The following is a 19,317-nucleotide window of genomic DNA, read 5'->3' as shown; positions in this document are numbered from 1 at the left end:
GCATGGGCATCGTCATGGGCCCCAACCAGTACGGCAAGGCCGAGGTCCGCATCGTCTCGGTGAACCGGGACAACGCGCGGCACACCATCAAGGACCTCAACGTCAGCTCCTCGCTTCGCGGCGACCTCGATGACGTGCACCTCACCGGCGACAACAGCAACTGCCTGCCGACCGACACGCAGAAGAACACGGTCTACGCCTTCGCCAAGGAAGCACCGATCGGCGAGATCGAGGACTTCGCGCTGCGGCTCGGCCGGCACTTCGTCGGCACGGCCGACGGCATCACCGGCGCGCGCATCCTCATCGACGAGTACAGCTGGGAGCGGATCCCGGTCGGCGGCACCGGCCACGACCACTCCTTCGCCCGCTCCACCGACGAGAAGCGCACCACGGCGGTCACCATCGACGGCGACCAGGCGCACGTGGTGTCCGGGCTGAAGGACCTGATCGTCCTCAAGTCCACCGGCTCGGAGTTCTGGGGCTACCCCAAGGACAAGTACACGACGCTGGCCGAGACCAACGACCGGATCCTGGCCACCGCGGTGACCGCCCGCTGGCGCTACCTCCACACCGACGTGGACTGGGGCAAGAGCTTCGAGTCGATCCGGGCGACGATGCTGGAGGCCTTCGCCACCACGCACAGCCTGGCGCTGCAGCAGAGCCTGTACGAGATGGGCAAGGCCGCGATGGAGAAGCACCCGGAGGTGGCCGAGGTCCGGCTGTCGCTGCCGAACAAGCACCACTTCCTGGTCGACCTCGAGTACTGCGGGCTGGAGAACAACAACGAGGTGTTCTTCGCCGCGGACCGGCCGTACGGCCTGATCGAAGGCGTCGTCACCCGCGACGACGTCGAGGAAGCACCGCAGGCCTGGTACAGCCTGCCGCAGTTCTGATCGTTCACCGCAGTTCTCGCAGTTTTCGACCGCCGGCCCTTCCCCACGCGCGAGGAGGACCGGCAATCGAGGATCACCGTTGATCCTGCAGTTGGGGCCACCGGAGATTCCCTGGTGGCCCCTTCTGCTACCCGAGCTTCGGGCGCCCGGCAGTCGCCCGAGAAACCATCGGTCCATTGTGGATCGAAGGTTGATCTACCGGCAATGAAGAGAAACAGCGAACAAACCCGGCGCTGATAGTGACTTGATCTGACCAGCCCCTGCGGCCCAGGAGTCCCCTATGGCCCTCTTCAAGACCCGTCGCAACCGCGGCACCAGAAACGGAAAACCCACCGATGTCCACCCGGTGGACGAGGTAATGCCGCCGGCGCGTCTGCTGGCGTTCGGCATCCAGCACATCGCCGCGATGTACGCCGGCGTGGTGGCGCCGCCGCTGATCATCGGCGAGGCCATGGGCCTGGCGCCGCTGGAGATGACCCTGCTGATCGGCGCGAGCCTGTTCACCGCGGGTCTGGCCACCATGTTGCAGTCGCTGGGCGTGTGGAAGATCGGTGCCCGGCTGCCGTTCGTCAACGGCGTCACCTTCGGCTCCGTCGCGCCGATGCTGGCCATCGTCGCGCAGCAGGGCCAGGGAAATCCGCTGTCGGTGATCTACGGCTCGGTGCTGATCGCCGGCGTGCTGGCCTTCGTGATCGCCCCCTACTTCTCCCGGCTGGTGCGGTTCTTCCCGCCGGTGGTCAACGGCACCGTGATCACGCTCATCGGGCTGTCCCTGATGCCGGTGGGCATCAAGTGGATCGCGGGCAACAACGCCGAGGCGCCCGACTACGCGGCACCGGAGAAGATCGCGCTCGGCGCGGTGACGTTCGCGCTGGTGCTGCTGTTCAACCGGTTCCTCAAGGGCTTCTGGAACCGGATCGCGCTGCTGCTCGGACTGGTGGCCGGCACCCTGATCGCCTGGCCGGTCGGGCTGATCGACACCGAGACCTTCGAGTCGGCGCCGCTGTTCAACTTCCCGACCCCGTTCGCGCTGGGCACTCCGGCCTTCAACATCACCGCGACCATCTCGATCTGCATCGTGATGCTGGTGGCGATGATGGAGACCACCGCGGACATGATCGCGCTCGGCGAGATCGTGGACCGGCCCGCGGACGAGAAGACCATCGCGGCCGGCCTGCGCGCCGACGGCGCGGGCAGCGCGATCAGCGCCGTCTTCGGCGGCTTCACCTGCAGCGCCTTCGCGCAGAACATCGGCCTGGTGGCGCTGACCCGGGTCCGCAGCCGGTACGTGGTCGCCACCGCCGGTGGTGTGCTGGTGCTGCTGGGCCTGTTCCCGGTGGTCGGCGCGGTCGTCTCGCTGGTCCCGCAGCCGGTGCTGGGCGGCGCCGCGCTGGTGCTGTTCGGTTCGGTGACCACCAGCGGCATCCGGACGCTCGGCAAGTCCGACCTGGGCGACCCGTTCAACTCGCTGATCGTGGCGGGGTCGCTGGGCATCGGCATGGTCCCGGTCGTCGCGCCGCACTTCTACGAGCACTTCCCGGCCGCGCTGCGCACTGTGCTCGACTCCGGCATCAGCACCGGCTGCATCGCGGCCCTGCTGCTGAACCTGCTGTTCAACGCCTGGCGGAAGCAGCCCGCGGAGGCGGAGCCGACGGTGGGCGGTGACACGGTCGCGGTGGTCGGCACGGCCCCCGGGGAGTACCACCGCGACGAGGCCGACGCCGGTCAGCCGAACTCCGTCCCGGAGCCGCGAACGTCCGCGCAGGAAACCGAATCCACCAGGTAACACCCCACCCAAGAGCGGAGGGCGTCCTTCACCGGTTGCACCGGCGAAGGACGCCCTCCGCTCTTGCAAAGCTCCCCCTTCGCAAGCATCCCCATGCAGTCCGCAATTTCCAATTGAGGTTTTCCAACCTCGTTTTGCGTGGCGGTGCGGGTAGCGGAACCTCAGAGGCTCCCTGGACTGTGGATGCCCTGACTTATGTATGTCCAATACACGGCGTCAGGGCCGTCCTCGCCAGGGAACCTCTGAGAACCCGCGGCGGTGCCAGTTGCGGAGGTGGGCTATGCGCCTGCGGCGCATGCGACACCCCATCCGGCGTGCAGCTTTGCGACCCGCGGCTGCGGGCCGACGAGGATGAAAAAGGCTCATTGAAATCGAAGGTTCGATTTCAATGGAAATTGCGGACCTCCGGACCTCGGTGCGGCCTGCAGCCGGGCGACACAGCTCTCCGGGCGGAACCGGAAATCCGGGGCGGGGAACGCATTTCCGGCGTCGGCGTTGGGCCGAGCGTCCGAACTTGGCGCGGCGAACGGCCGCTTCTGCCCCGCGCCGCGCACCGGCCCCCGGCGGGGCTCGTTGATCCGGCGAAATTCCTGCCGAAGTTGGGAGATCTCGATGCGGATGCGGGCCCTGATCACCGCCGGATTGGTCGGTTTATCGGTCCTCGCGACCCAGGCGGCCGCGAGCGGGCAGTCCGCGGTGGACCCGCTCGGCGAGAAGCAGTGGGGACTCGCCCAGCTCCGGGCCCCCGAGGCGTGGGCCACCAGCACCGGCGCGGGCCAGGTCATCGCCGTGGTGGACACCGGCGTCGACCTCGGCCACCCCGACCTGGCGCCGAAGCTGGTGACGGGCGCGACCTTCGCCGGCTGCGGCGACCGGCCGGCACCGTGCGGCAACGGCGACTGGCTGGGCGTGGACGGCGTGGGTCAGCCGACCGACGTGCACGGCACCCACGTCGCGGGCATCGCCGCGGCGGTCGCCGGGAACGGCATCGGGATCGCCGGCGTCGCGCCGGACGCGCGGATCATGCCGATCAAGGCGCTGGAGAACGGCTCCGGCACGTTCGCCGACATCGGCGCGGGCGTTCGCTACGCCGCCGACCACGGCGCGAACGTCGTGAACCTCAGCCTCGGCGCGCAGCCCGGCACGCAGGTCCTGACGCTGCTCGGGCTGGCCAACGAGACGAAGGACGCCATCGCCTACGCCCGCGAGAAGGGCGTGGTCGTGGTCGCCTCGGCGGGCAACGAAACCGCTCCGCTGTGCGACACCCCGGCCTGGGAGTCCGGCGCGCTGTGCGTCGCCGCGACGGACGCCAACGAGCTCCACTCCACGTATTCCAACCTCGCCCTCAAGCTGGACACCAGGGCCGTGTCGGCGCCGGGCGGCGCGTCCAAGCAGGGCTGCGACGACGACGTCTGGTCGACGGTGCCGCGCGGTGCCGGTTCGGCGAAGTGCGGGCAGGCCGACTACGACTCCTTCGCCGGAACCTCCATGGCGGCCCCGCAGGTCGCGGGTGTCGCGGCGCTGCTCGGCGCGCAGGGCCGCAACGCCGACGGCATCGAGAAGGCGCTGATGACCACCGCCCGCACGCCGCTGGTGGGGCTGCGCGGTGTCTTCAACCCGGTTTACGGCTACGGCGTCGTCGATGCCGCCGCGGCCGTCCAGCAACCGCTGTGACCAGGCAATGACCGCTCGTCGGCGGTGATGGTCATACCACCGGCCATCGCCGCCGACGAGTCCGCCATTGGGCCGAATTCGCGAAAGGTGCAAAACTCCTCGACCGCGCCCCCGAATCCAGGAACAATGATCAAAGGACCGCGCGACCGCGCGGCCACCGATCGATCCGGGAGCTGGGCCGATGGACCTTTCGAAGCTGTTCAAGATGGTGTCGCCGGCGAAGCACCATTCGCACGGGCACTCCAGCAGCGGCGGGCACCGCCGCAGGCATTCGAGCAGCGGTGGGCACCGCCGCCGATACGACAGCAGCAGCGGCCACCGCCGTCGCCGCCACTCGAGCAGCAGCAGCCACGGCCATTACCGCCGTCGCAGCCACAGCTGACGCCGCGCAATCGGCTCGGTTCGGTGCTGATCGATTCGTTGAGCTCCTACTACTACGGCGAACCCGACCAGGACTGGGGACCGCCGGGACCGCCGCTCGCGCCGGGTGATGTGCTCGCCCCCGGCTACCGGGTGGTCGGGCACCTGCGCCGCGGCAGCCGGCTGGACGTCTACGACGTGTGGAGCGAGGAGCGGTCCTGCCGCTGCATCGCCAAGACCGTCCGGCCGGAGCGCGCGGCGGACGAGCGCGCGATCGGCTGGCTGCGCAACGAAGGCGTGCTGCTGACCCAGTTCACGCATCCGCACCTGGTGCGCGGCTACGAGATCGCGCAGGCCGACGAGCCGGCGCGGCCGGTGGTGATCACCGAGACGCTGCCGGGGCACACGCTGGGCTTCCTGATCGAGGAGCTCGGGCGGCTGCGGCCGGTCGACACCGCGGTGCTGGGCATCCAGCTGTGCTCGGTGCTCGGCTACCTGCACCGCCGCGGCTGGGTGCACATCGACGTGAAGCCGTCGAACGTGGTCGAGGTCGGCGGCCGGGCGGTGCTGCTCGACCTCAGCCTCGCCTGCCGGATCGGCGAGCACAGCTCGGCCGGGACGTTCGACTACCTCTCCCCGGAGCAGGCCGCCGGCGGCGAGATGACGCCGGCGGCGGACACCTGGGGCCTCGGCATCACGTTGTACGAGGCCCTTTCCGGCACCACACCGTGGGCCGAGGTGTCCTCCAGCGGGCGCAACGACGACGGCACCCGCTACTACCCGCAGCGGCACAACACGGCCGCGCCGCTGCGCACCCACCGGCGCCTGCCCGCGGCGCTGTCCCGAACCGTCGACGCCTGCCTCGACCCGGACCCGAAGTCCCGTCCGACGGTGGGAGAGGTCGCGGACCGCCTGATCGCCTGGTCCGGCATGAACCCGGAGACCATCGACACCTGAGCTACCGGATCTCCTCGCGCGGCAAGGTGGACCGACTGAGCTCCCGGCACAGCGCCCAGATCGCGTCCCGGTTGCGCCGGTCGCGGACGCTCGCCGGCCACGGGGCGCGTTCGGCCTTGCTGCTGAAGTAGACGCCGTGCACTTCGGCGAGGTCCGGATCGGACGCCAGGCGAATGCTGGAAGCGGCCGCTTTCCCGACCGCCGCACCGCCGTAGAGGACCGGCATCAGGAGCCTCAGCAACGGCACCAACGGCCGCGCCACCAACGGATACGCGCTTGTCGTCAGGTTCTTGTTCATGGATGTGTAGGCGTGTCCGGGATACGCGACGTTGATCGTGATCCCGGGCTCCCGCAGCCGCTCGGCGAAGGCGCGGCTCATCGCCATCAGCGCGAGCTTGGTCTGGTTGTAGAACGCGAGCCCCACGTAGGACTTCTCGCCTTGCAGGTTGTCCAGGTCGATCCGGCCGCGCGGCACCCCACCGGCGATGTTGACGACCCGCCCGCGACCGGCGCGCCGAAGCTCGGGCAGCAGGAAATGGGTGAGCACGAACGGGGCCAGGACGTTGGCCGCGAACGCCACCTCGACGCCGTCCGCGGTCAGCTCCCGGCCTTCCTTGGCAACCCCGGCATTGTTGATCAGCACGTGCAGGCCGCCGTCGCGAGCGCGCACCTGCTCCGCCAGGCGACGCAGGTCGTCCTGCCTGGTCACATCGGCTATCAGCGTCTCGACGCCGGGATTGCCGGTGTCGCGCCGGAGTTCCGCGGCCGCCGCTTCGGCTCGATCCGCGTTGCGCCCGACCAGGATCACGTCGGCTCCCAGCCGCGCGAGGCCGCGCGCCGTCTCCTTGCCGATCCCACCGGTGCTACCGGTCACGAGCACCGTCTTGCCGCTCATCGTCGCCACTTCTCGCCTCCCATGTCACCAGATGTCTATTTTGACACCTGGTGACATAAAGTAGACTAGGGTGCGTGAACAGTGCGAGTGGCACCGATGGGCTGCGGGCGCGGGCGCGGCGTGCGGTCCGCACGGAGCTCGCCGAGCTGGCCCTGGAGATGTTCGTCGAGCACGGCTTCGACGAGACGACCGTGGACGAGATAGCCCGGGCCGCTGGGCTGACGAAGCGCAGCTTCTTCCGGTACTTCCCGTCGAAGGAGGACGCCGTCTTCGGCGGGATCGACGCGCTCGGCGAGCAGGTCGTCGAAGACCTGCGCGCCCGGCCCGCCGACCAGCCGCCGTGGGCATGCCTGCACCACGTGCTGCGCCGCTGGGCGGAGAAGATCCATTCCTCGCAGCGCGACGCGACCAGCCTCCGGCTGATCGAAACGACGCAGTCGCTGCGCGCCCGGCTGCACCAGAAGCGGGAGCAGTGGCGCCAGGACGTCGCCGATGTCCTGCGCGAACGCTCCGGACTCGACGCGTTCACCGCGGATCTGCTGACCAACGCGGCGACAGCGGCCCTCGACACCGCGTCCCGGGAGTGGCTGCGCGGCGACGAGGACCGGATGAAGTCGATCGACCGGGCCTTCGAGCAGCTGGCACCGGCTTTCGCCGCCGGAGCCTCGAAGGCCTGAGCGGGTCAGCGCTTGCGGCGGAAGGCGATCGCGAAGGAGACGACGACAGCGGCGAGCGCCAGCTGGCCGCCCCAGACGATCTTGTTGACGTTGACGGCCGGGTGCCAGGCGACCTTGCCGTCGGCGGAGACCGAGAACGCGCCGACCGGGCGGGCATCCACGCCGATGCCGACGCCGTCGTCACGACCGTGGCGACCGCCGCCGGTGCGGACGTGGGCGACCGGCAGCAGGGTGGTGTCGCCCTGCCGCACGGGTTCTCCGAAGACCTGGCGCTTGCCCAGCCGCTCGGCCAACGTCTCCAGGATGTCCCCCCGGGCGGACTGCTCTTCCATGACCTGCTCCTCGCGACGCTGTCGGACCGGACCGACGCTAGCCGGTGCCGCGGCGCCGTGCCGTGCAGTTCTCCCATTACCCGCGGGGTAATCGACGCGATGCGGGATCGCCGCGAGACTCATGGCAGTTCCGACCCGAGGAGAAACGCGATGACCTTCAGGAAAACCGTCGACGACTTCCTGCAGACCCTGGCCGGCGGCGACCCCGACGCCATCGCCGCGCTGTTCGCCGAGACCGTCGACTGGAAGATCGTGGGATCACCCGCCGTGCCGTGGATCCGGCACTGCACGACCCGCGCCGATGTCGCCGAGTTCTTCCGCACGATGCTGGCCGGGTTCGTTCCCGAGGAGACCGCGGTGCGCCTCGGCCACATCCTCGTCGACGGGCCGCACGCGGTAGTGCTCGGCGAGGTATCGCAGGTCATCAGGGCCAACGGCCGGGCCTTCACCGCCCCGTTCGCCCTGCACCTGACCGGCGAGGACGGCCTGATCACCCGCTACCACATCTACGAGGACAGCCTCACCGTCGCCGAAGCCGCCGCATAACGGCCTACTCTCGGTATTGCTCGCAGCGGGCCCTGCGCGGGAGTTCGGCGCGAACGGCCCGGCAAAGCCCGTGCGTACTTCGTGCTGCTATAGCGACACAAAAGACGCACGGACCTGGCGAGCCGAAACGGATCAGAAGCGGATGACCTGGCGCATGGCCCGCCCGGCGGCGAGCTCGTCCATCGCGTGGTTGATGTCGTCCAGGTCGATGGTGCCCGACACCAGCTGGTCGACCGGCAGCTTCCCGGCCCGCCACAGGTCCGCGTACTCCGGGATGTCCTGCGCGGGCAGGCCGGAACCGAGGAACGAGCCGATGATCGTGCGGGTCTCGCTCACCAGCGCCAACGGCGAGATGCTGCTGCGCGCCTCCGGCGAGGCCAGGCCGACCGAGACCGTCCGCCCGGCGGGCGCGGTCACCGAAACCGCCGTCTCGAACGCCTTCGCGTTGCCGCTCGCCTCGACGACCACCGAGGTCTTGTGCCCGGATTCGACGGCCTCCTCCGGCGTCAACGCCTTCGTCGCGCCGAGTTCGAGGCCGCGAGAACGCTTGCCCGCCAACGGATCCACGACGGTCACGCTGCCCGCGCCGCAGGCCAGCGCCACCAGCACCGCCGCCATGCCGACACCGCCGACGCCCACCACCGTGACGTCTTCGCCGGGCTCGATGCGGGCGGCGTTCTTCACCGCGCCACCGCCGGTGAGCACCGCGCAGCCGAGCAGCGCGCCGATCTCCGGCGGCACGTCGTCGGCGACCGGCACGACGGAGTGGCGGTCGACCACGGCGTGCGTGGCGAACCCGGAAACGCCGCAGTGATGGTGCACCTCCCGGCCGTCCCACTTCAGACGGCGAGCGCCGGAGAGCAGCGTGCCGGCACCGTTGGCGGCCCAGCCTGGCGAGCACAGCGCCCGCCCACCCGCTCGGCACGCGTCGCATTCCTCGCACCGCGGCACGAAGTACAGGACGACACGCTGTCCGACGGCGAGATCGGTGACACCGGCGCCGACCTCGGTGACCCGGCCGCAGGCCTCGTGCCCGAGCAGCATCGGCACCGGGCGCACCCGGTTTCCGTCCACAACGGACAGATCGGAGTGGCAGACCCCGGCGGCCTCCAGCTGCACGAGCAGCTCGCCCGGCCCGGGCGCGTCGAGGTCGAGTTCGGTGACGGCGAGCGGCCGCGACCGCTCCCACGACCCAGGCCGACCGCATTCCTGCAGCACCGCACCCCTGATCTCCATCACCACGCTCCTCCAAGCCGCCGGAACCATGCCCATCCGCTCACACCGAACACCGACTTTCAACCCCTCCCCCCCGGCGCCGCCCGCATCCTGCTTCCGCAATTTCAATGGAAATCGAAGGCCCGATTTCCATTGAAATTGCGGGAGTTCTCCACAACGATCGGCGTGTCGGACCCCGACACGCCGGAGGACGCCGTCCGTGAACCGAATGCGGTCCTCCTGCGGACGTGGTCCAGGGCAAGAGCGAGCTCTGGGCGATCGGCTACGGACCGGGCAGCTCGTAGATCATGCGGTACGACGGAACGACCTGGCAGAAGGTGCCAGGTCCGGTCCCGCCGCAGGGCAGGCACGTGACCCTGGCCGACGGTGTCGTCCGGGACGACGGCCGACTGCTCGTGGTCGGTACCGAGGCCAGCCTCGACGGAGGCGGGGACACGCGGCAGTACGCCGCGACCTACGGCGGCTGACGCGATGAGGGCCGCCGGTGCCGGGGACCGGCGGCCTACCGGCCTAGAGGCGGCCGAGCTTGCGGATCTCCGGTTCCGCCAGGCCCGTCATCTCCTTGACCTCGTCCGCGTCGGTGGCGCCGTTGTCCAGCGCCCGCACGAAGGACGCCGCCAGCGCTCGCGCCGTCGCCGGTTCGTCCAGCACCGCGCTGCCGCTGGCCGACACGTACGCCGACAGCCGCGCCGCTTCCGCCGGAGCCGAGTCGCGGAACGCCGCGAACACCGCCGCGTAGCGGGTCACCAGCTGCGCCGGGTGCAGGTCCCAGCCCTGGTAGAAGCCGTGCTCCAGGGACCGGCGGGTGAGCTCGTAGTGGGTGCGCCAGCCGTGGTGCACCTGGTCGCCGACCGGCAGCACGTTCGTCGAGCCGTCGGACAGGAACACCCCGGTGCCCGCGGCGGACACCTGCATCGCGTGCCGCGCGAAGTCGCAGGCGCGGTGCGCGAGGTGCTGGTGCGCGGCGGTCAGCCCGCAGCTCGCCGTGTAGTCGTAGGTGCCGAAGTGCAGCCCGGTGACGCGGCCGGCGCCCGCCCGCAGGAACAGCGGCAGTGCGAAGCGACCGTGCGAGTCCACGATGGACTGCGTGGTCTCCACCTGGATCTCGAAGCGCAGCGACTTCTCCGGCATGCCCAGCTGCTGCTCGAAGAGCTCCAGCAGCTCGACGAAGACCTCGACCTGCGCGACGTCGACGACCTTCGGGAAGGTGAGCACGAATCCGGCGGGCAGGCTGCCCCACTGCTGCAGCAACGCGGTGAGGAAGACGTCCAGCGTGCGCACCGAGCGGGCGCGCAGCTCCGGGGTGTCGAAGGACTTCACCCGCAGGCCGAAGTTCGCCGGCTCCACGCCGTCGCGCAGCCACCCGGCGACCACCCCGGCGGTCCGCTCGGCGTCGGCGTCCTCGACGTCGTCACCGGGCCGCCCGTAGCCGTCCTCGAAGTCGATGCGCAGGTCCTCGACCGGCGAGTTCTGCAGCTTCGCCCGCACCCGCGGGTGCACGGCCCGGGCGATCTGCTCGTCCAGGCCGAGGATCTCGACGAGGTCCTCGGGCCGGGCGGCGTCCCGGTCGAGCGCGGCCAGCGCCTCCCGTCCCCACTGCCGCACCGTGTCGGCGTCGACCTTGCTCGCCGGCACGTAGCAGGTGTGCACCGGCTGCCGGGCCGCGCTCGCGCCCGGGTACGTGCGGGCGATGTGCTCGTCCACTTCGGACAGGCGGGCGAGCCGCTTCGCGATCTCGGTGGATTCCAGCGAGGTTCTGGCCACTTGCGCTCCCTTCGTCCGGCAGCCGGGAGGCGTCCCCGGCTGCCCAGTTCGGCTACGGCGAGGGGGTCGTGAGTGGTTTTGGCTGCTGCAGCAACCAAAACCACTCACGACCCCAGGCTCACCGCGGCCTTTCCGTACTCAGTCGATCTCTTCGTAGGCGGGCAGCGTCAGGAAGTCGACGAACTCGTCGGCCACCGCCACCTGCTCGAACAGCTCGACGGCCCGGCCCAGGTTGTCGACCGGGAAGCCGTCTTCGGACCGCAGCTGCTTCTCGGCGTCGGCCAGCACCTCGCGGACCAGGTCCGCGGTGACCTGCTCGCCACCGGCCAGCACCACGCTGTTGTGCAGCCACTGCCAGATCTGCGAACGCGAGATCTCGGCGGTCGCGGCGTCCTCCATCAGGTTGTGGATCGCCGCCGCGCCGTTGCCGCCCAGCCACGACACGATGTAGCGGACGCCGACGTCGACTGCGGCGCGCAGGCCCTCGATGGTCTTCTCACCGGGGGTGTCGGCCACCGACAGCAGCTGGTCGGCGGTCACCGAGACCTCGTCGCGGGTGCGGTCGATCTGGTTGGGCTTGTCGCCCAGCACCGCGTCGAACTCCTCGAAGCAGATCGGCACCAGGCCTGGGTGGGCGACCCAGGAGCCGTCGAAGCCGTCGCCGGCCTCGCGCTTCTTGTCGGCGTGCACCTTGTCCATCGCGGCCGCGTTGGACTCGTCCTTGGTCGGGATGAACGCGGCCATGCCGCCGATCGCGAACGCGCCGCGCTTGTGGCAGGTGCGCACCAGCAGCTCGGTGTAGGCGCGCATGAACGGCGCGGTCATGGTCACCGAGTTGCGGTCCGGGAGGATGTACTTGTCCGAGTCGCGGAAGGTCTTGATCACGCTGAACAGGTAGTCCCAGCGGCCCGCGTTGAGGCCGGCGGAGTGGTCGCGCAGCTCGTAGAGGATCTCCTCCATCTCGAACGCGGCCGGGTAGGTCTCGATCAGCACCGTGGCGCGCACCGTGCCGTGCGGGACGCCGAGCTCCTGCTGGGCGTGGGTGAACACGTCGTTCCACAGCCGAGCCTCGAGGTGGCTCTCCATCTTCGGCAGGTAGAAGTACGGTCCGCTGCCGCGGCTGATCAGTTCCTTGGCGTTGTGGAAGAAGTGCAGGCCGAAGTCGACGAACGCGGCGACCACCGGCTTGCCGTCGACCAGGATGTGCTTCTCGTCGAAGTGCCAGCCGCGGGGGCGCACCAGCGGAACGGCGTGCTTGACGTCGTCGCGCAGCTTGTACTGCTTGCCCTCGGGCGTGGTCAGCTCGATCTGCTTGCGCACCAGGTCGTAGAGGTTGACCTGGCCGGAGACCACGTTGCGCCAGTGCGGGGTGTTGGCGTCCTCGAGGTCGGCGAGCCAGATGCGCGCGCCGGAGTTCAGCGCGTTGATGGCCATCTTGCGGTCGGTCGGGCCGGTGATCTCGACGCGCCGGTCGGCGATGTCGGCCGGCGGCGCGGCCACCTGCCAGTCGCCTTCGCGGATGTGCCGGGTCTCCTCCAGGAAGTCCAGCCGCCCCTTGGCGGCGGCCTCGGCGCGGCGCTCCTTGCGGCGGGCGAGCAACTCGTCGCGGCGGGCGCCGAAGGCGCGCTGCAGACCGGCGAGGAACTCAAGCGCTTCCTTGGTGAGGATCTCGTCCTCGCGCTCGACGGCACCGCCGAGCACCTGCACTCCTGCTGGGATTTCGGACATGGGAAGTCCACCTCTTTCTGCTGCCGGGTTCAAGACGGTGGCTTGTTGGCTCACCTTGCCGCGTGGCGGACTGTCGCGCACCCGACGAGGTGCGCGGCGGCCGTTCCGCTAGCGGTACGCCCGTTATGTTTTCTGCATCGTGGATGTTAGTTTCCATATATCGTTCGAAGCAACATGAGCTGGCGCACCCGCCACGGACTAGACTCTGCTCAGCCAGCACAGTGGAAAGGGAGTTCTGCGATGACCACTGGCCCGCAGCGGGCGACTCAGGGCGGAGGGGTGCAGTCGGTCGAACGCACCTTCGAGCTCCTGGAACTGATGGCCGACGCCGGCGGTGAAGTCGCCCTGTCCGAGCTCGCCGAGAAGTCCGGCCTGCCGCTCCCGACGATCCACCGCATCATCCGCACGCTGGTGAGCAACGGTTACGCCCGCCAGCAGCCCTCGCGCCGCTACGCGCTCGGCCCCCGGCTGATCCGGCTCGGCGAGACCGCCAGCCGCGCGCTCGGCTCCTGGGCACGCCCGTACCTCGCCGAGCTCACCGACGCCACCGGCGAGACGTCCAACATGGCGGTGCTCGACGGCGAGCAGATCGTCTACGTCGCGCAGGTCCCCTCGCAGCACTCCATGCGGATGTTCACCGAGGTCGGCCGCCGGGTCGACGCGCACGCCACGGCCGTCGGCAAGGCCGTCATGGCCACCATGCCGCCGGAGACGGTGACGCAGCTGCTCTCCCGCACGACGATGCACCCGCAGACCGAGCGCACCATCGTCACGGTCGAGGCGATGCAGGAGGAGCTGGGCCGCATCCGACAGCAGGGCTACGCGCTGGACGACGGCGAACAGGAGGTCGGCGTGCGCTGCTACGCCGTCGCCGTGCCGGGAGCGCCGGCGGGCGCGGCGATCTCGATCTCCGGTCCGGAGGGCCGGATGACGCGGATCTCGACGGACGAGGTCATCCCGCTGATGAAACGCCTGGCCAACGATCTGTCGGCCGAGCTGAGCATCAGCAACACGGCCTGACCCACCGCAATTGAAATTGCGCCTGCCCGGGCACCGGCGGACCGGCGCACCCGGCGGTTTCAATTGAAACCGGGGTCCGGTTTCAATTGAAACCGTCAGCCTGAGGTCTCGCGTTGACCGACCGGCGGGCTAGGCGAGGTCGAGGCAGGTCCGGCAAGCGGCGAAGGCACTTGCGAGACCTGGCGGAGCTGCTTTCGGCGGCGGAGCCACCACACCGCCAGCGCGAGCACGGCGGCGATGCCGAGCAGCGGCAGCCCCAGCAGGCCCACCGTCGCCTGCACCTGCTCGTAGGCCTCGCCCGACCAGGCTCCGAGCAGCACCAGCGTCGTCGCCCAGGCCGCCGCCACCGGCACGTTGCAGATCGTGAACCGCAGGTGGGTGACCTTGGCGTGCCCCGCCAGCCGGGGCACCAGCGTGCGAACCACGGCGAAGCACTGCGACGCCGCCACGGTCACCTCCGCGCGTCCGTCCAAAGCGGACTCCGCGCGCGCGAACCGCTGCTCGCCGAAGCGCTTGACCAGCTGCCGCCGCAGCACTCCGTCCCGGCGGCCGCGGAAGTACCCGTGCTGGCAGCCCAAAGCCGTCGCGCCGAAGGCGCAGATCGCGGCCAGCCACACTTCCACGACACCCTGCCCGGCGAGCCAGCCGAGCGCCAGCACGGTGCCCGACCCCGGCAGGAAAACCCCGATCAGCAGGCCGGATTCGGCGAACAGCAGCACCGCGACGACGACGAGCGCGAGCGGGCCGGGGATCCCGGCCAGGAAATCCGTCATCGAGCGGCGAGCTCGCCCAGCCGGGGTTCCCAGGATTCACCATGGGGCTCAAGGGTGATCTCGCGGACGTCGTCGTCCCGGCGGCGGATCCGCAGCAGCAGGTACGCATCGGCGAGTCGCTCCGCGAGGCCCTCGCCCCACTCGACGACCACCGCGGCATCCGTCAGATCCGTGTCCAGGTCGAGGTCGTCGATCTCGTCCAACCCGCCCAGCCGGTAGGCGTCGACGTGCACCAGCGCCGGGCCGTCGCCGGACTCCGGTCGGTGCACCCGCGCGATCACGAACGTCGGCGAGGTCACCGAGCCGGTGACGCCCATGCCCGCGGCGATCCCCCGCGCCAGCACGGTCTTCCCGGCGCCCAGCGGCCCGTCCAGCAGCACGAGGTCGCCGGCGCGCAGCACGGCTCCCAGCCGGCGGCCGAACTCCAACGTGTCGGACTCCGCCGGCAACTCGACGGTCTGCAGTGCAGGGCTCAACTCCCGGTCACCTCTCCGCTTCCTCCTCCAACGGCCCGCCGGATCAGCGCGATCAACTCCTCGGTGACCAGCTCCGGTCGCTCCAGCATCACCGGGTGCCCGGCGCCCTCGACGCGCACCAGCGTCGCGCCCGGCAGTTCCGCGGCGAGCACCTCGGCGTGCGGCGAGAACGGCGTGACCCGGTCGGCGTCGCCGGTGAGCACCAGCACCTCGCAGGTCCGCAGCGCCGCCAGCGCCTTCTTGCGGTCGTGCAGGCTGATCGTCTCCAGGAAGTCGGTCACCACCTCGACGGTGGTCGCGCCGATCATCTCGGCCATCAGGTCCACGATCTTCGGCGAGATGTCGCGATCCCCGAAGGAGAGGTTGCGCACCAGCGTCCAGGTCAGCTTGTCGCCGAGCCGCCGGGTGCGCTCCACCAAGTCCGGCTGGAAGTCCGCGAGCAGCGCGAGCCCGCGCGGCACCGGGTTGGCGCGGTGCAGCCACGGCCGGGGCAGCCCAGAGGCGCCGACCGCGCCGGCGGAGGTGCCGATCAGGGCGACCGCGCGAACCCGGTCGCGAAACAGCTCAGGACGCTGCTCGGCGAGCGCCATGATCGACATGCCGCCCATCGAGTGCCCGGCGAGCACGATCGGCCCCCGGCTCGCCGCCGAGCGCAGCACCGCGTCCAGGTCCCTGCCGAGCTGCTCGATCGTGCTGTTGCGCTTGGCGGAGTGGCCGGAACGGCCGTGGCTGCGGTGGTCGAACAGCACCAGCCGGACCCGCGGCTCGGTGAGCTCGGGCAGGTCGCGGCGCTGGAAGTGCCAGCAGCGGGAGTCGAGCGCGAAGCCGTGCACGAGCACCACGGTCAGTTCCGCCTCGCCACCGTCGGCGGGCCCGATCTCCTGCACCGACAGCGGAACCCCGTCGTCGGCGGCCACAGTGGACTGCCGGTCCGGGCGGAGCCTGCCGAGCGGCTCGTCGGCGTGGGGGTCGTCGGCCTTGCGCTGCGCGGCGATCCGCGAGCTGCGCGCGGCGACGCCGACCGCGGCGCCGGTGATCGCGGCGCCGAGCACCCCGCTCGTCCAGGCCAGCGCCTGCCAGACCGGCTTCACGGCAGCTCCTGTCGTGAGTGGTCGTTCCGGTAAGAACCGGAATCAACGCTCACGAGCGCGTCGACGACGGTGCGCGTGACCCGCGGCCGGTACATGCCGGTGACGATCTCGTAGTGGATCGTCCCTATCGTGTCGGCCCACTCCGCGGCCGTCGGCTCGCCCCGGTCGCCGGGCCCGAACAGCAGCACCTCGGCACCGTCCGCGACCTGGTCGTCGCCGAGGTCCACCACCAGCTGGTCCATGCACACCCGGCCGACCACCGGCCGCCGCTTCCCGGCCAGCCACACCGACATCCGGCCCGACAGGGTGCGCGGCACGCCGTCGGCGTAGCCGACCGGCACCAGCGCGACGTTCGTCGGGCGCTCGGCCGTCCACTGCTGCCCGTAGGAGACGCTCTCGCCCGCCGCGATGCGCTTGGTCGACACCACCGAGGAGCGGAAGGTCATGGCCGGGCGAAGGTCGTGATCCCCGTGCTGCGGAACGGGATCCAGGCCGTAGACCGCGATGCCCGGCCGGACCAGCTCGAAGTGCAGGTCGGGGCGGGTCAGCACGGCCGCCGAGTTCGCCAGGTGCCGGATCGGGTTCAGCCCCGCCGACCGCGCCTGCTCGTAGGCCAGGCCGAAGCGCTCGGCCTGCCGGTCGATCGAGGGGTGGTCGAGCTCGTCGGCGCACGCCAGGTGCGACCACACCGCCACGACCTCGACGTGCCCGTCCGCCTCGGCCTTCGCCGCGTCCTCCACCAGCGCGGGCCACAGCTCGGCCGGGCAGCCGTTGCGGCACAGCCCGGTGTCGATCTTGAGGTGCACGCGGGCGACGCGGCCCTGCTGCTCGGCCGCGGCGGCGATCCGGCGCAGGCTTTCCTGCGAAGAAGCGGAGAGCTCGATGTCCGCGGCGACGGCCGGGCCGAAGTCGTCGTCCTCGACGTAGAGCCAGCACAGCACCGGGGCGGTGATGCCGCCGGCACGCAGCTGCAGTGCTTCCCCGATGGCGGCGACGCCGATCCGGTCCGCGCCCGATTCGAGGGCGGCGGCGGCGACCGTCAGGGCGCCGTGACCGTAGCCGTCGGATTTCACGATGGCCATCGTGCGGGCACCCGAATCGCGGGCACGCGCCGAGAGCACCCTCACGTTGTGGCGGATCGCGTCGACGTCGATGCGCAGGTCGGCGCGGTACGCGGGCTGGTCACTCATGGCAGGCACATGGTCGCACACCACCCCGATGCCCCTCCCGAGGTACCGGGCCTCCGACCCTCCCCGACCGGCCGCATCCCACCCTGCAGGACCGACCCGACCGAACATGACCTTCCAGCGAAATCGCCCCACCCATACTTCCACGATACGAAAAGTAGTTTTTGGGGTGCTCGATTTTGCCTAAAATCGGACAGGGCTCAAACCGAGATCGGGTTCCCAATTTTAGGCAAAATCGGAAACCACCGAGGCCCTCCCAGCGCCCGTCCAGAGCCGCGACCGTGGCGCATCTCCATGCATCGGTGCGATGTCTCCGCAGCTCATGGCTCGTGAGTACTTTGGACCGCTATAGCGGATCAAAGTACGCACGAGGGCTGACCTGCGAATACGCTGCTCAGCAGCTCAGGACAGCGCCGCTTCGCGGACCGTTCGGATCGCCGTGGGGACCGCCGCGAGCAGCGCCGAGGCGCCGATCGGGGCGCCGACCTCCCCGGGGTTCCGGGCAGGGGCGCCGTGGGCGGCGAGGTCCGCCGCGAGGGCGTGGACGTGCGCCGCGTAGCCGCAGGCCAGCCACGGCTCCACGCCGCTGGCCAGGAGCGCGCCGATCAACCCGGTGAGCACGTCGCCGGAGCCCGCCGTCGCCGGCCAGGCGTGCCGCGAATCGTTGACGAGCACCCGGCCGTCCGGCGCGGCGACGATGGTGGTGTTGCCCTTGAGCAGCACCACCGCGTCGAAGCGAGCGGCGACGTCCCGCGCCGCGGCGACCCGGTCCTCGCCGGGTTCCCCGCCCGCCAGCCGCGCGAACTCGCCCGCATGCGGCGTCAGCACCAGCGGCGCATCCGGGTCGCGCGCGTCCCACAGCGTGCTGTCGTTGGCGAACAGCGTGATCGAGTCGGCGTCCGCGCACACCGGACGCCCGGAATCCAGGACGTGCCGCAGCACGTCGCGGCCGCTGGCCCCGGTGCCGATGCCCGGCCCCACCGCCCACGCCTGCACGCGCCCGGCGTCGCTGACGGAACCCGTCGCCACCACCTCCGGCCAGTGCGTGCGCACCACGTCAGCGGCGGGACCGGCGTAGCGCACCATGCCCGCGGTCGCCTGCACCGCCGCCCCGCTGGCCAGCACCGCCGCGCCGGGGTAGGTCGCCGACCCGGCGGCGACCCCGACCACGCCCTGGCTGTACTTGTCGTCGGCCGGGCCCGGAACCGGCCAGCCCGCGCCGATCTCCGCGTCCTGCAGCAGGTAGAGATCGGGATCGGGCAGGTCGTCGGCCAGTCCGATGTCGATCACCTCGACGTCCCCGGAGTGCACCGCGCCCGCGCCCAGCACGTGGCAGGGCTTGCGCCCGCCGAAGGTCACCGTGACGTCGGCCAGCACCGCCGGGCCGTCGACCGCGCCGGTGACCGGATCGACGCCGCTGGGCAGGTCGACTGCGACGATCGGCACGTCGACCCGGCGCACCAGCTCCGCCGCCACCGGCCGCAGCGGACCGCGCGCGGACAGGCCGACGATCCCGTCGATCACCACGTCCGCCCGCTCCACCGCATCCGCGGACTCCGCCCCGATCCCCGCGGTGTCCGGGCTCGCACCCTCCGCCGGGACCGCGCGGCCACCGGCCCGCCGCAGCGCGGCGAGGCCCGCTGCGTGCGCCCGCTCCGGGGCGAGCAGCACCGCCGTGACGCCGACCCCGCGGCGCCGGAGGAACGCCCCGGCCCACAGCGCGTCGCCGCCGTTGTTGCCCGCGCCGACGAGCAGCGTGACGTGGCGACCGGCGACGCCGCCGGTGAACTCGGTGAGGACCCGCGCGGTGTGGACCGAGACGGCGTACGCGGCGCGCCGCATCACCGCGGGCTCCGGTGTCCTGGTGAAAAGCCGCTGCTCGGCGGCGCGGATCTGATCGGGCGTCCACACTCCGTGCATCG

At 70.8% G+C, this 19,317-nt stretch carries 18 protein-coding genes; 8 read left to right on the top strand and 10 right to left on the bottom strand.

The window, feature by feature from the left end:
* The first annotated feature begins 2 nt into the window (after positions 1-2).
* From pucL to AC07EQ_RS31585, 4 genes are all read left to right on the top strand, one after another.
* Positions 3-893, top strand: a complete 891-nt coding sequence (gene pucL, locus AC07EQ_RS31600; protein WP_478391489.1) for a factor-independent urate hydroxylase — start codon at positions 3-5, stop codon at positions 891-893.
* A gap of 280 nt (positions 894-1,173) precedes the next feature.
* Positions 1,174-2,679: a nucleobase:cation symporter-2 family protein gene (locus AC07EQ_RS31595; RefSeq protein WP_478391488.1), complete on the top strand. Its 1,506-nt coding sequence runs from the start codon at positions 1,174-1,176 to the stop codon at positions 2,677-2,679.
* A 612-nt stretch (positions 2,680-3,291) separates the two neighbouring features.
* Complete coding sequence (locus tag AC07EQ_RS31590) at positions 3,292-4,353, top strand: S8 family serine peptidase (protein ID WP_478391487.1); 1,062 nt, start codon at positions 3,292-3,294, stop codon at positions 4,351-4,353.
* A 405-nt stretch (positions 4,354-4,758) separates the two neighbouring features.
* The gene (locus AC07EQ_RS31585) at positions 4,759-5,670 is read left to right on the top strand and encodes a serine/threonine-protein kinase (protein WP_132491674.1); all 912 of its coding nucleotides are present in this window, start codon (positions 4,759-4,761) and stop codon (positions 5,668-5,670) included.
* Position 5,671: 1 nt separating this feature from the next.
* On the opposite strand, the gene AC07EQ_RS31580 is transcribed toward AC07EQ_RS31585, so the two are convergent.
* Positions 5,672-6,565, bottom strand: coding sequence for an SDR family NAD(P)-dependent oxidoreductase (locus AC07EQ_RS31580; RefSeq protein ID WP_478391486.1), 894 nt, complete (start codon positions 6,563-6,565; stop codon positions 5,672-5,674).
* 74 nt (positions 6,566-6,639) lie between these two features.
* Here AC07EQ_RS31580 and AC07EQ_RS31575 point away from each other — a divergent pair, with 74 nt between their 5' ends.
* Positions 6,640-7,242: a TetR family transcriptional regulator gene (locus AC07EQ_RS31575; RefSeq protein WP_478391485.1), complete on the top strand. Its 603-nt coding sequence runs from the start codon at positions 6,640-6,642 to the stop codon at positions 7,240-7,242.
* Positions 7,243-7,247: 5 nt separating this feature from the next.
* On the opposite strand, the gene AC07EQ_RS31570 is transcribed toward AC07EQ_RS31575, so the two are convergent.
* Positions 7,248-7,574 carry a hypothetical protein gene (locus AC07EQ_RS31570; RefSeq protein WP_478391484.1) on the bottom strand — a complete coding sequence of 109 codons (327 nt, stop codon included), beginning with the start codon at positions 7,572-7,574 and terminating at the stop codon, positions 7,248-7,250.
* 150 nt (positions 7,575-7,724) lie between these two features.
* On the opposite strand from AC07EQ_RS31570, the gene AC07EQ_RS31565 reads away from it, so the two are divergent.
* Positions 7,725-8,120 carry a nuclear transport factor 2 family protein gene (locus AC07EQ_RS31565; RefSeq protein WP_478391483.1) on the top strand — a complete coding sequence of 132 codons (396 nt, stop codon included), beginning with the start codon at positions 7,725-7,727 and terminating at the stop codon, positions 8,118-8,120.
* A gap of 132 nt (positions 8,121-8,252) precedes the next feature.
* Here AC07EQ_RS31565 and AC07EQ_RS31560 read toward each other — a convergent pair whose 3' ends face one another.
* Positions 8,253-9,356, bottom strand: coding sequence for an alcohol dehydrogenase catalytic domain-containing protein (locus tag AC07EQ_RS31560; RefSeq protein WP_478391482.1), 1,104 nt, complete (start codon positions 9,354-9,356; stop codon positions 8,253-8,255).
* A 287-nt stretch (positions 9,357-9,643) separates the two neighbouring features.
* Here AC07EQ_RS31560 and AC07EQ_RS31555 point away from each other — a divergent pair, with 287 nt between their 5' ends.
* On the top strand, positions 9,644-9,823 hold the full coding sequence (locus AC07EQ_RS31555) for a hypothetical protein (protein ID WP_478391481.1): 180 nt from the start codon (positions 9,644-9,646) through the stop codon (positions 9,821-9,823).
* 43 nt (positions 9,824-9,866) lie between these two features.
* On the opposite strand, the gene AC07EQ_RS31550 is transcribed toward AC07EQ_RS31555, so the two are convergent.
* Both AC07EQ_RS31550 and aceB read right to left on the bottom strand, forming a co-directional pair.
* The gene (locus AC07EQ_RS31550; protein WP_452619383.1) at positions 9,867-11,120 is read right to left on the bottom strand and encodes a DUF6986 family protein; all 1,254 of its coding nucleotides are present in this window, start codon (positions 11,118-11,120) and stop codon (positions 9,867-9,869) included.
* A 138-nt stretch (positions 11,121-11,258) separates the two neighbouring features.
* Positions 11,259-12,848 carry a malate synthase A gene (aceB, locus tag AC07EQ_RS31545; protein WP_478391480.1) on the bottom strand — a complete coding sequence of 530 codons (1,590 nt, stop codon included), beginning with the start codon at positions 12,846-12,848 and terminating at the stop codon, positions 11,259-11,261.
* Positions 12,849-13,088: 240 nt separating this feature from the next.
* Here aceB and AC07EQ_RS31540 point away from each other — a divergent pair, with 240 nt between their 5' ends.
* Positions 13,089-13,868, top strand: coding sequence for an IclR family transcriptional regulator (locus tag AC07EQ_RS31540; RefSeq protein WP_478391479.1), 780 nt, complete (start codon positions 13,089-13,091; stop codon positions 13,866-13,868).
* 95 nt (positions 13,869-13,963) lie between these two features.
* Here AC07EQ_RS31540 and AC07EQ_RS31535 read toward each other — a convergent pair whose 3' ends face one another.
* The 5 genes from AC07EQ_RS31535 to AC07EQ_RS31515 all read right to left on the bottom strand — a co-directional run bounded on the left by AC07EQ_RS31535 (position 13,964) and on the right by AC07EQ_RS31515 (position 19,315).
* Positions 13,964-14,641: a DedA family protein gene (locus tag AC07EQ_RS31535; RefSeq protein ID WP_478391478.1), complete on the bottom strand. Its 678-nt coding sequence runs from the start codon at positions 14,639-14,641 to the stop codon at positions 13,964-13,966.
* Positions 14,638-15,117 (bottom strand): tRNA (adenosine(37)-N6)-threonylcarbamoyltransferase complex ATPase subunit type 1 TsaE, encoded by a 480-nt coding sequence (tsaE, locus tag AC07EQ_RS31530; RefSeq protein ID WP_452619464.1) that lies wholly within the window; start codon positions 15,115-15,117, stop codon positions 14,638-14,640. Before tsaE ends, AC07EQ_RS31535 begins: the two co-directional genes overlap by 4 nt.
* A complete protein-coding gene (locus AC07EQ_RS31525) occupies positions 15,114-16,208 on the bottom strand; it encodes an alpha/beta fold hydrolase (RefSeq protein WP_478391477.1) in 1,095 nt (364 codons plus the stop codon). The genes tsaE and AC07EQ_RS31525 overlap by 4 nt, the downstream gene beginning before the upstream one ends.
* Positions 16,205-17,398 carry an alanine racemase gene (alr, locus tag AC07EQ_RS31520; RefSeq protein WP_478391476.1) on the bottom strand — a complete coding sequence of 398 codons (1,194 nt, stop codon included), beginning with the start codon at positions 17,396-17,398 and terminating at the stop codon, positions 16,205-16,207. The genes AC07EQ_RS31525 and alr overlap by 4 nt, the downstream gene beginning before the upstream one ends.
* A gap of 399 nt (positions 17,399-17,797) precedes the next feature.
* On the bottom strand, positions 17,798-19,315 hold the full coding sequence (locus AC07EQ_RS31515; RefSeq protein WP_478391475.1) for an NAD(P)H-hydrate dehydratase: 1,518 nt from the start codon (positions 19,313-19,315) through the stop codon (positions 17,798-17,800).
* Between the last annotated feature and the right edge of the window lie 2 nt (positions 19,316-19,317).

This window comes from Saccharopolyspora sp. NPDC045839, assembly GCF_056431645.1.
The sequence above is the reverse complement of the archived record's forward strand: the minus strand, read 5'-3'. Positions and strand labels throughout refer to the sequence as shown.

Bases quoted from the DNA above. Each gene is read 5' to 3' on its own strand.
- AC07EQ_RS31595 (WP_478391488.1), top strand. From the start codon at position 1,174: ATGGCCCTCTTCAAGACCCGTCGCAACCGCGGCACCAGAAACGGAAAA.
- AC07EQ_RS31580 (WP_478391486.1), bottom strand. From the start codon at position 6,565: ATGAGCGGCAAGACGGTGCTCGTGACCGGTAGCACCGGTGGGATCGGC.
- pucL (WP_478391489.1), top strand. From the start codon at position 3: ATGGGCATCGTCATGGGCCCCAACCAGTACGGCAAGGCCGAGGTCCGC.
- aceB (WP_478391480.1), bottom strand. From the start codon at position 12,848: ATGTCCGAAATCCCAGCAGGAGTGCAGGTGCTCGGCGGTGCCGTCGAG.
- AC07EQ_RS31560 (WP_478391482.1), bottom strand. From the start codon at position 9,356: ATGGAGATCAGGGGTGCGGTGCTGCAGGAATGCGGTCGGCCTGGGTCG.
- AC07EQ_RS31565 (WP_478391483.1), top strand. From the start codon at position 7,725: ATGACCTTCAGGAAAACCGTCGACGACTTCCTGCAGACCCTGGCCGGC.
- AC07EQ_RS31555 (WP_478391481.1), top strand. From the start codon at position 9,644: ATGCGGTACGACGGAACGACCTGGCAGAAGGTGCCAGGTCCGGTCCCG.
- alr (WP_478391476.1), bottom strand. From the start codon at position 17,398: ATGAGTGACCAGCCCGCGTACCGCGCCGACCTGCGCATCGACGTCGAC.
- AC07EQ_RS31515 (WP_478391475.1), bottom strand. From the start codon at position 19,315: ATGCACGGAGTGTGGACGCCCGATCAGATCCGCGCCGCCGAGCAGCGG.
- AC07EQ_RS31535 (WP_478391478.1), bottom strand. From the start codon at position 14,641: ATGACGGATTTCCTGGCCGGGATCCCCGGCCCGCTCGCGCTCGTCGTC.
- AC07EQ_RS31590 (WP_478391487.1), top strand. From the start codon at position 3,292: ATGCGGATGCGGGCCCTGATCACCGCCGGATTGGTCGGTTTATCGGTC.
- AC07EQ_RS31570 (WP_478391484.1), bottom strand. From the start codon at position 7,574: ATGGAAGAGCAGTCCGCCCGGGGGGACATCCTGGAGACGTTGGCCGAG.
- AC07EQ_RS31540 (WP_478391479.1), top strand. From the start codon at position 13,089: ATGACCACTGGCCCGCAGCGGGCGACTCAGGGCGGAGGGGTGCAGTCG.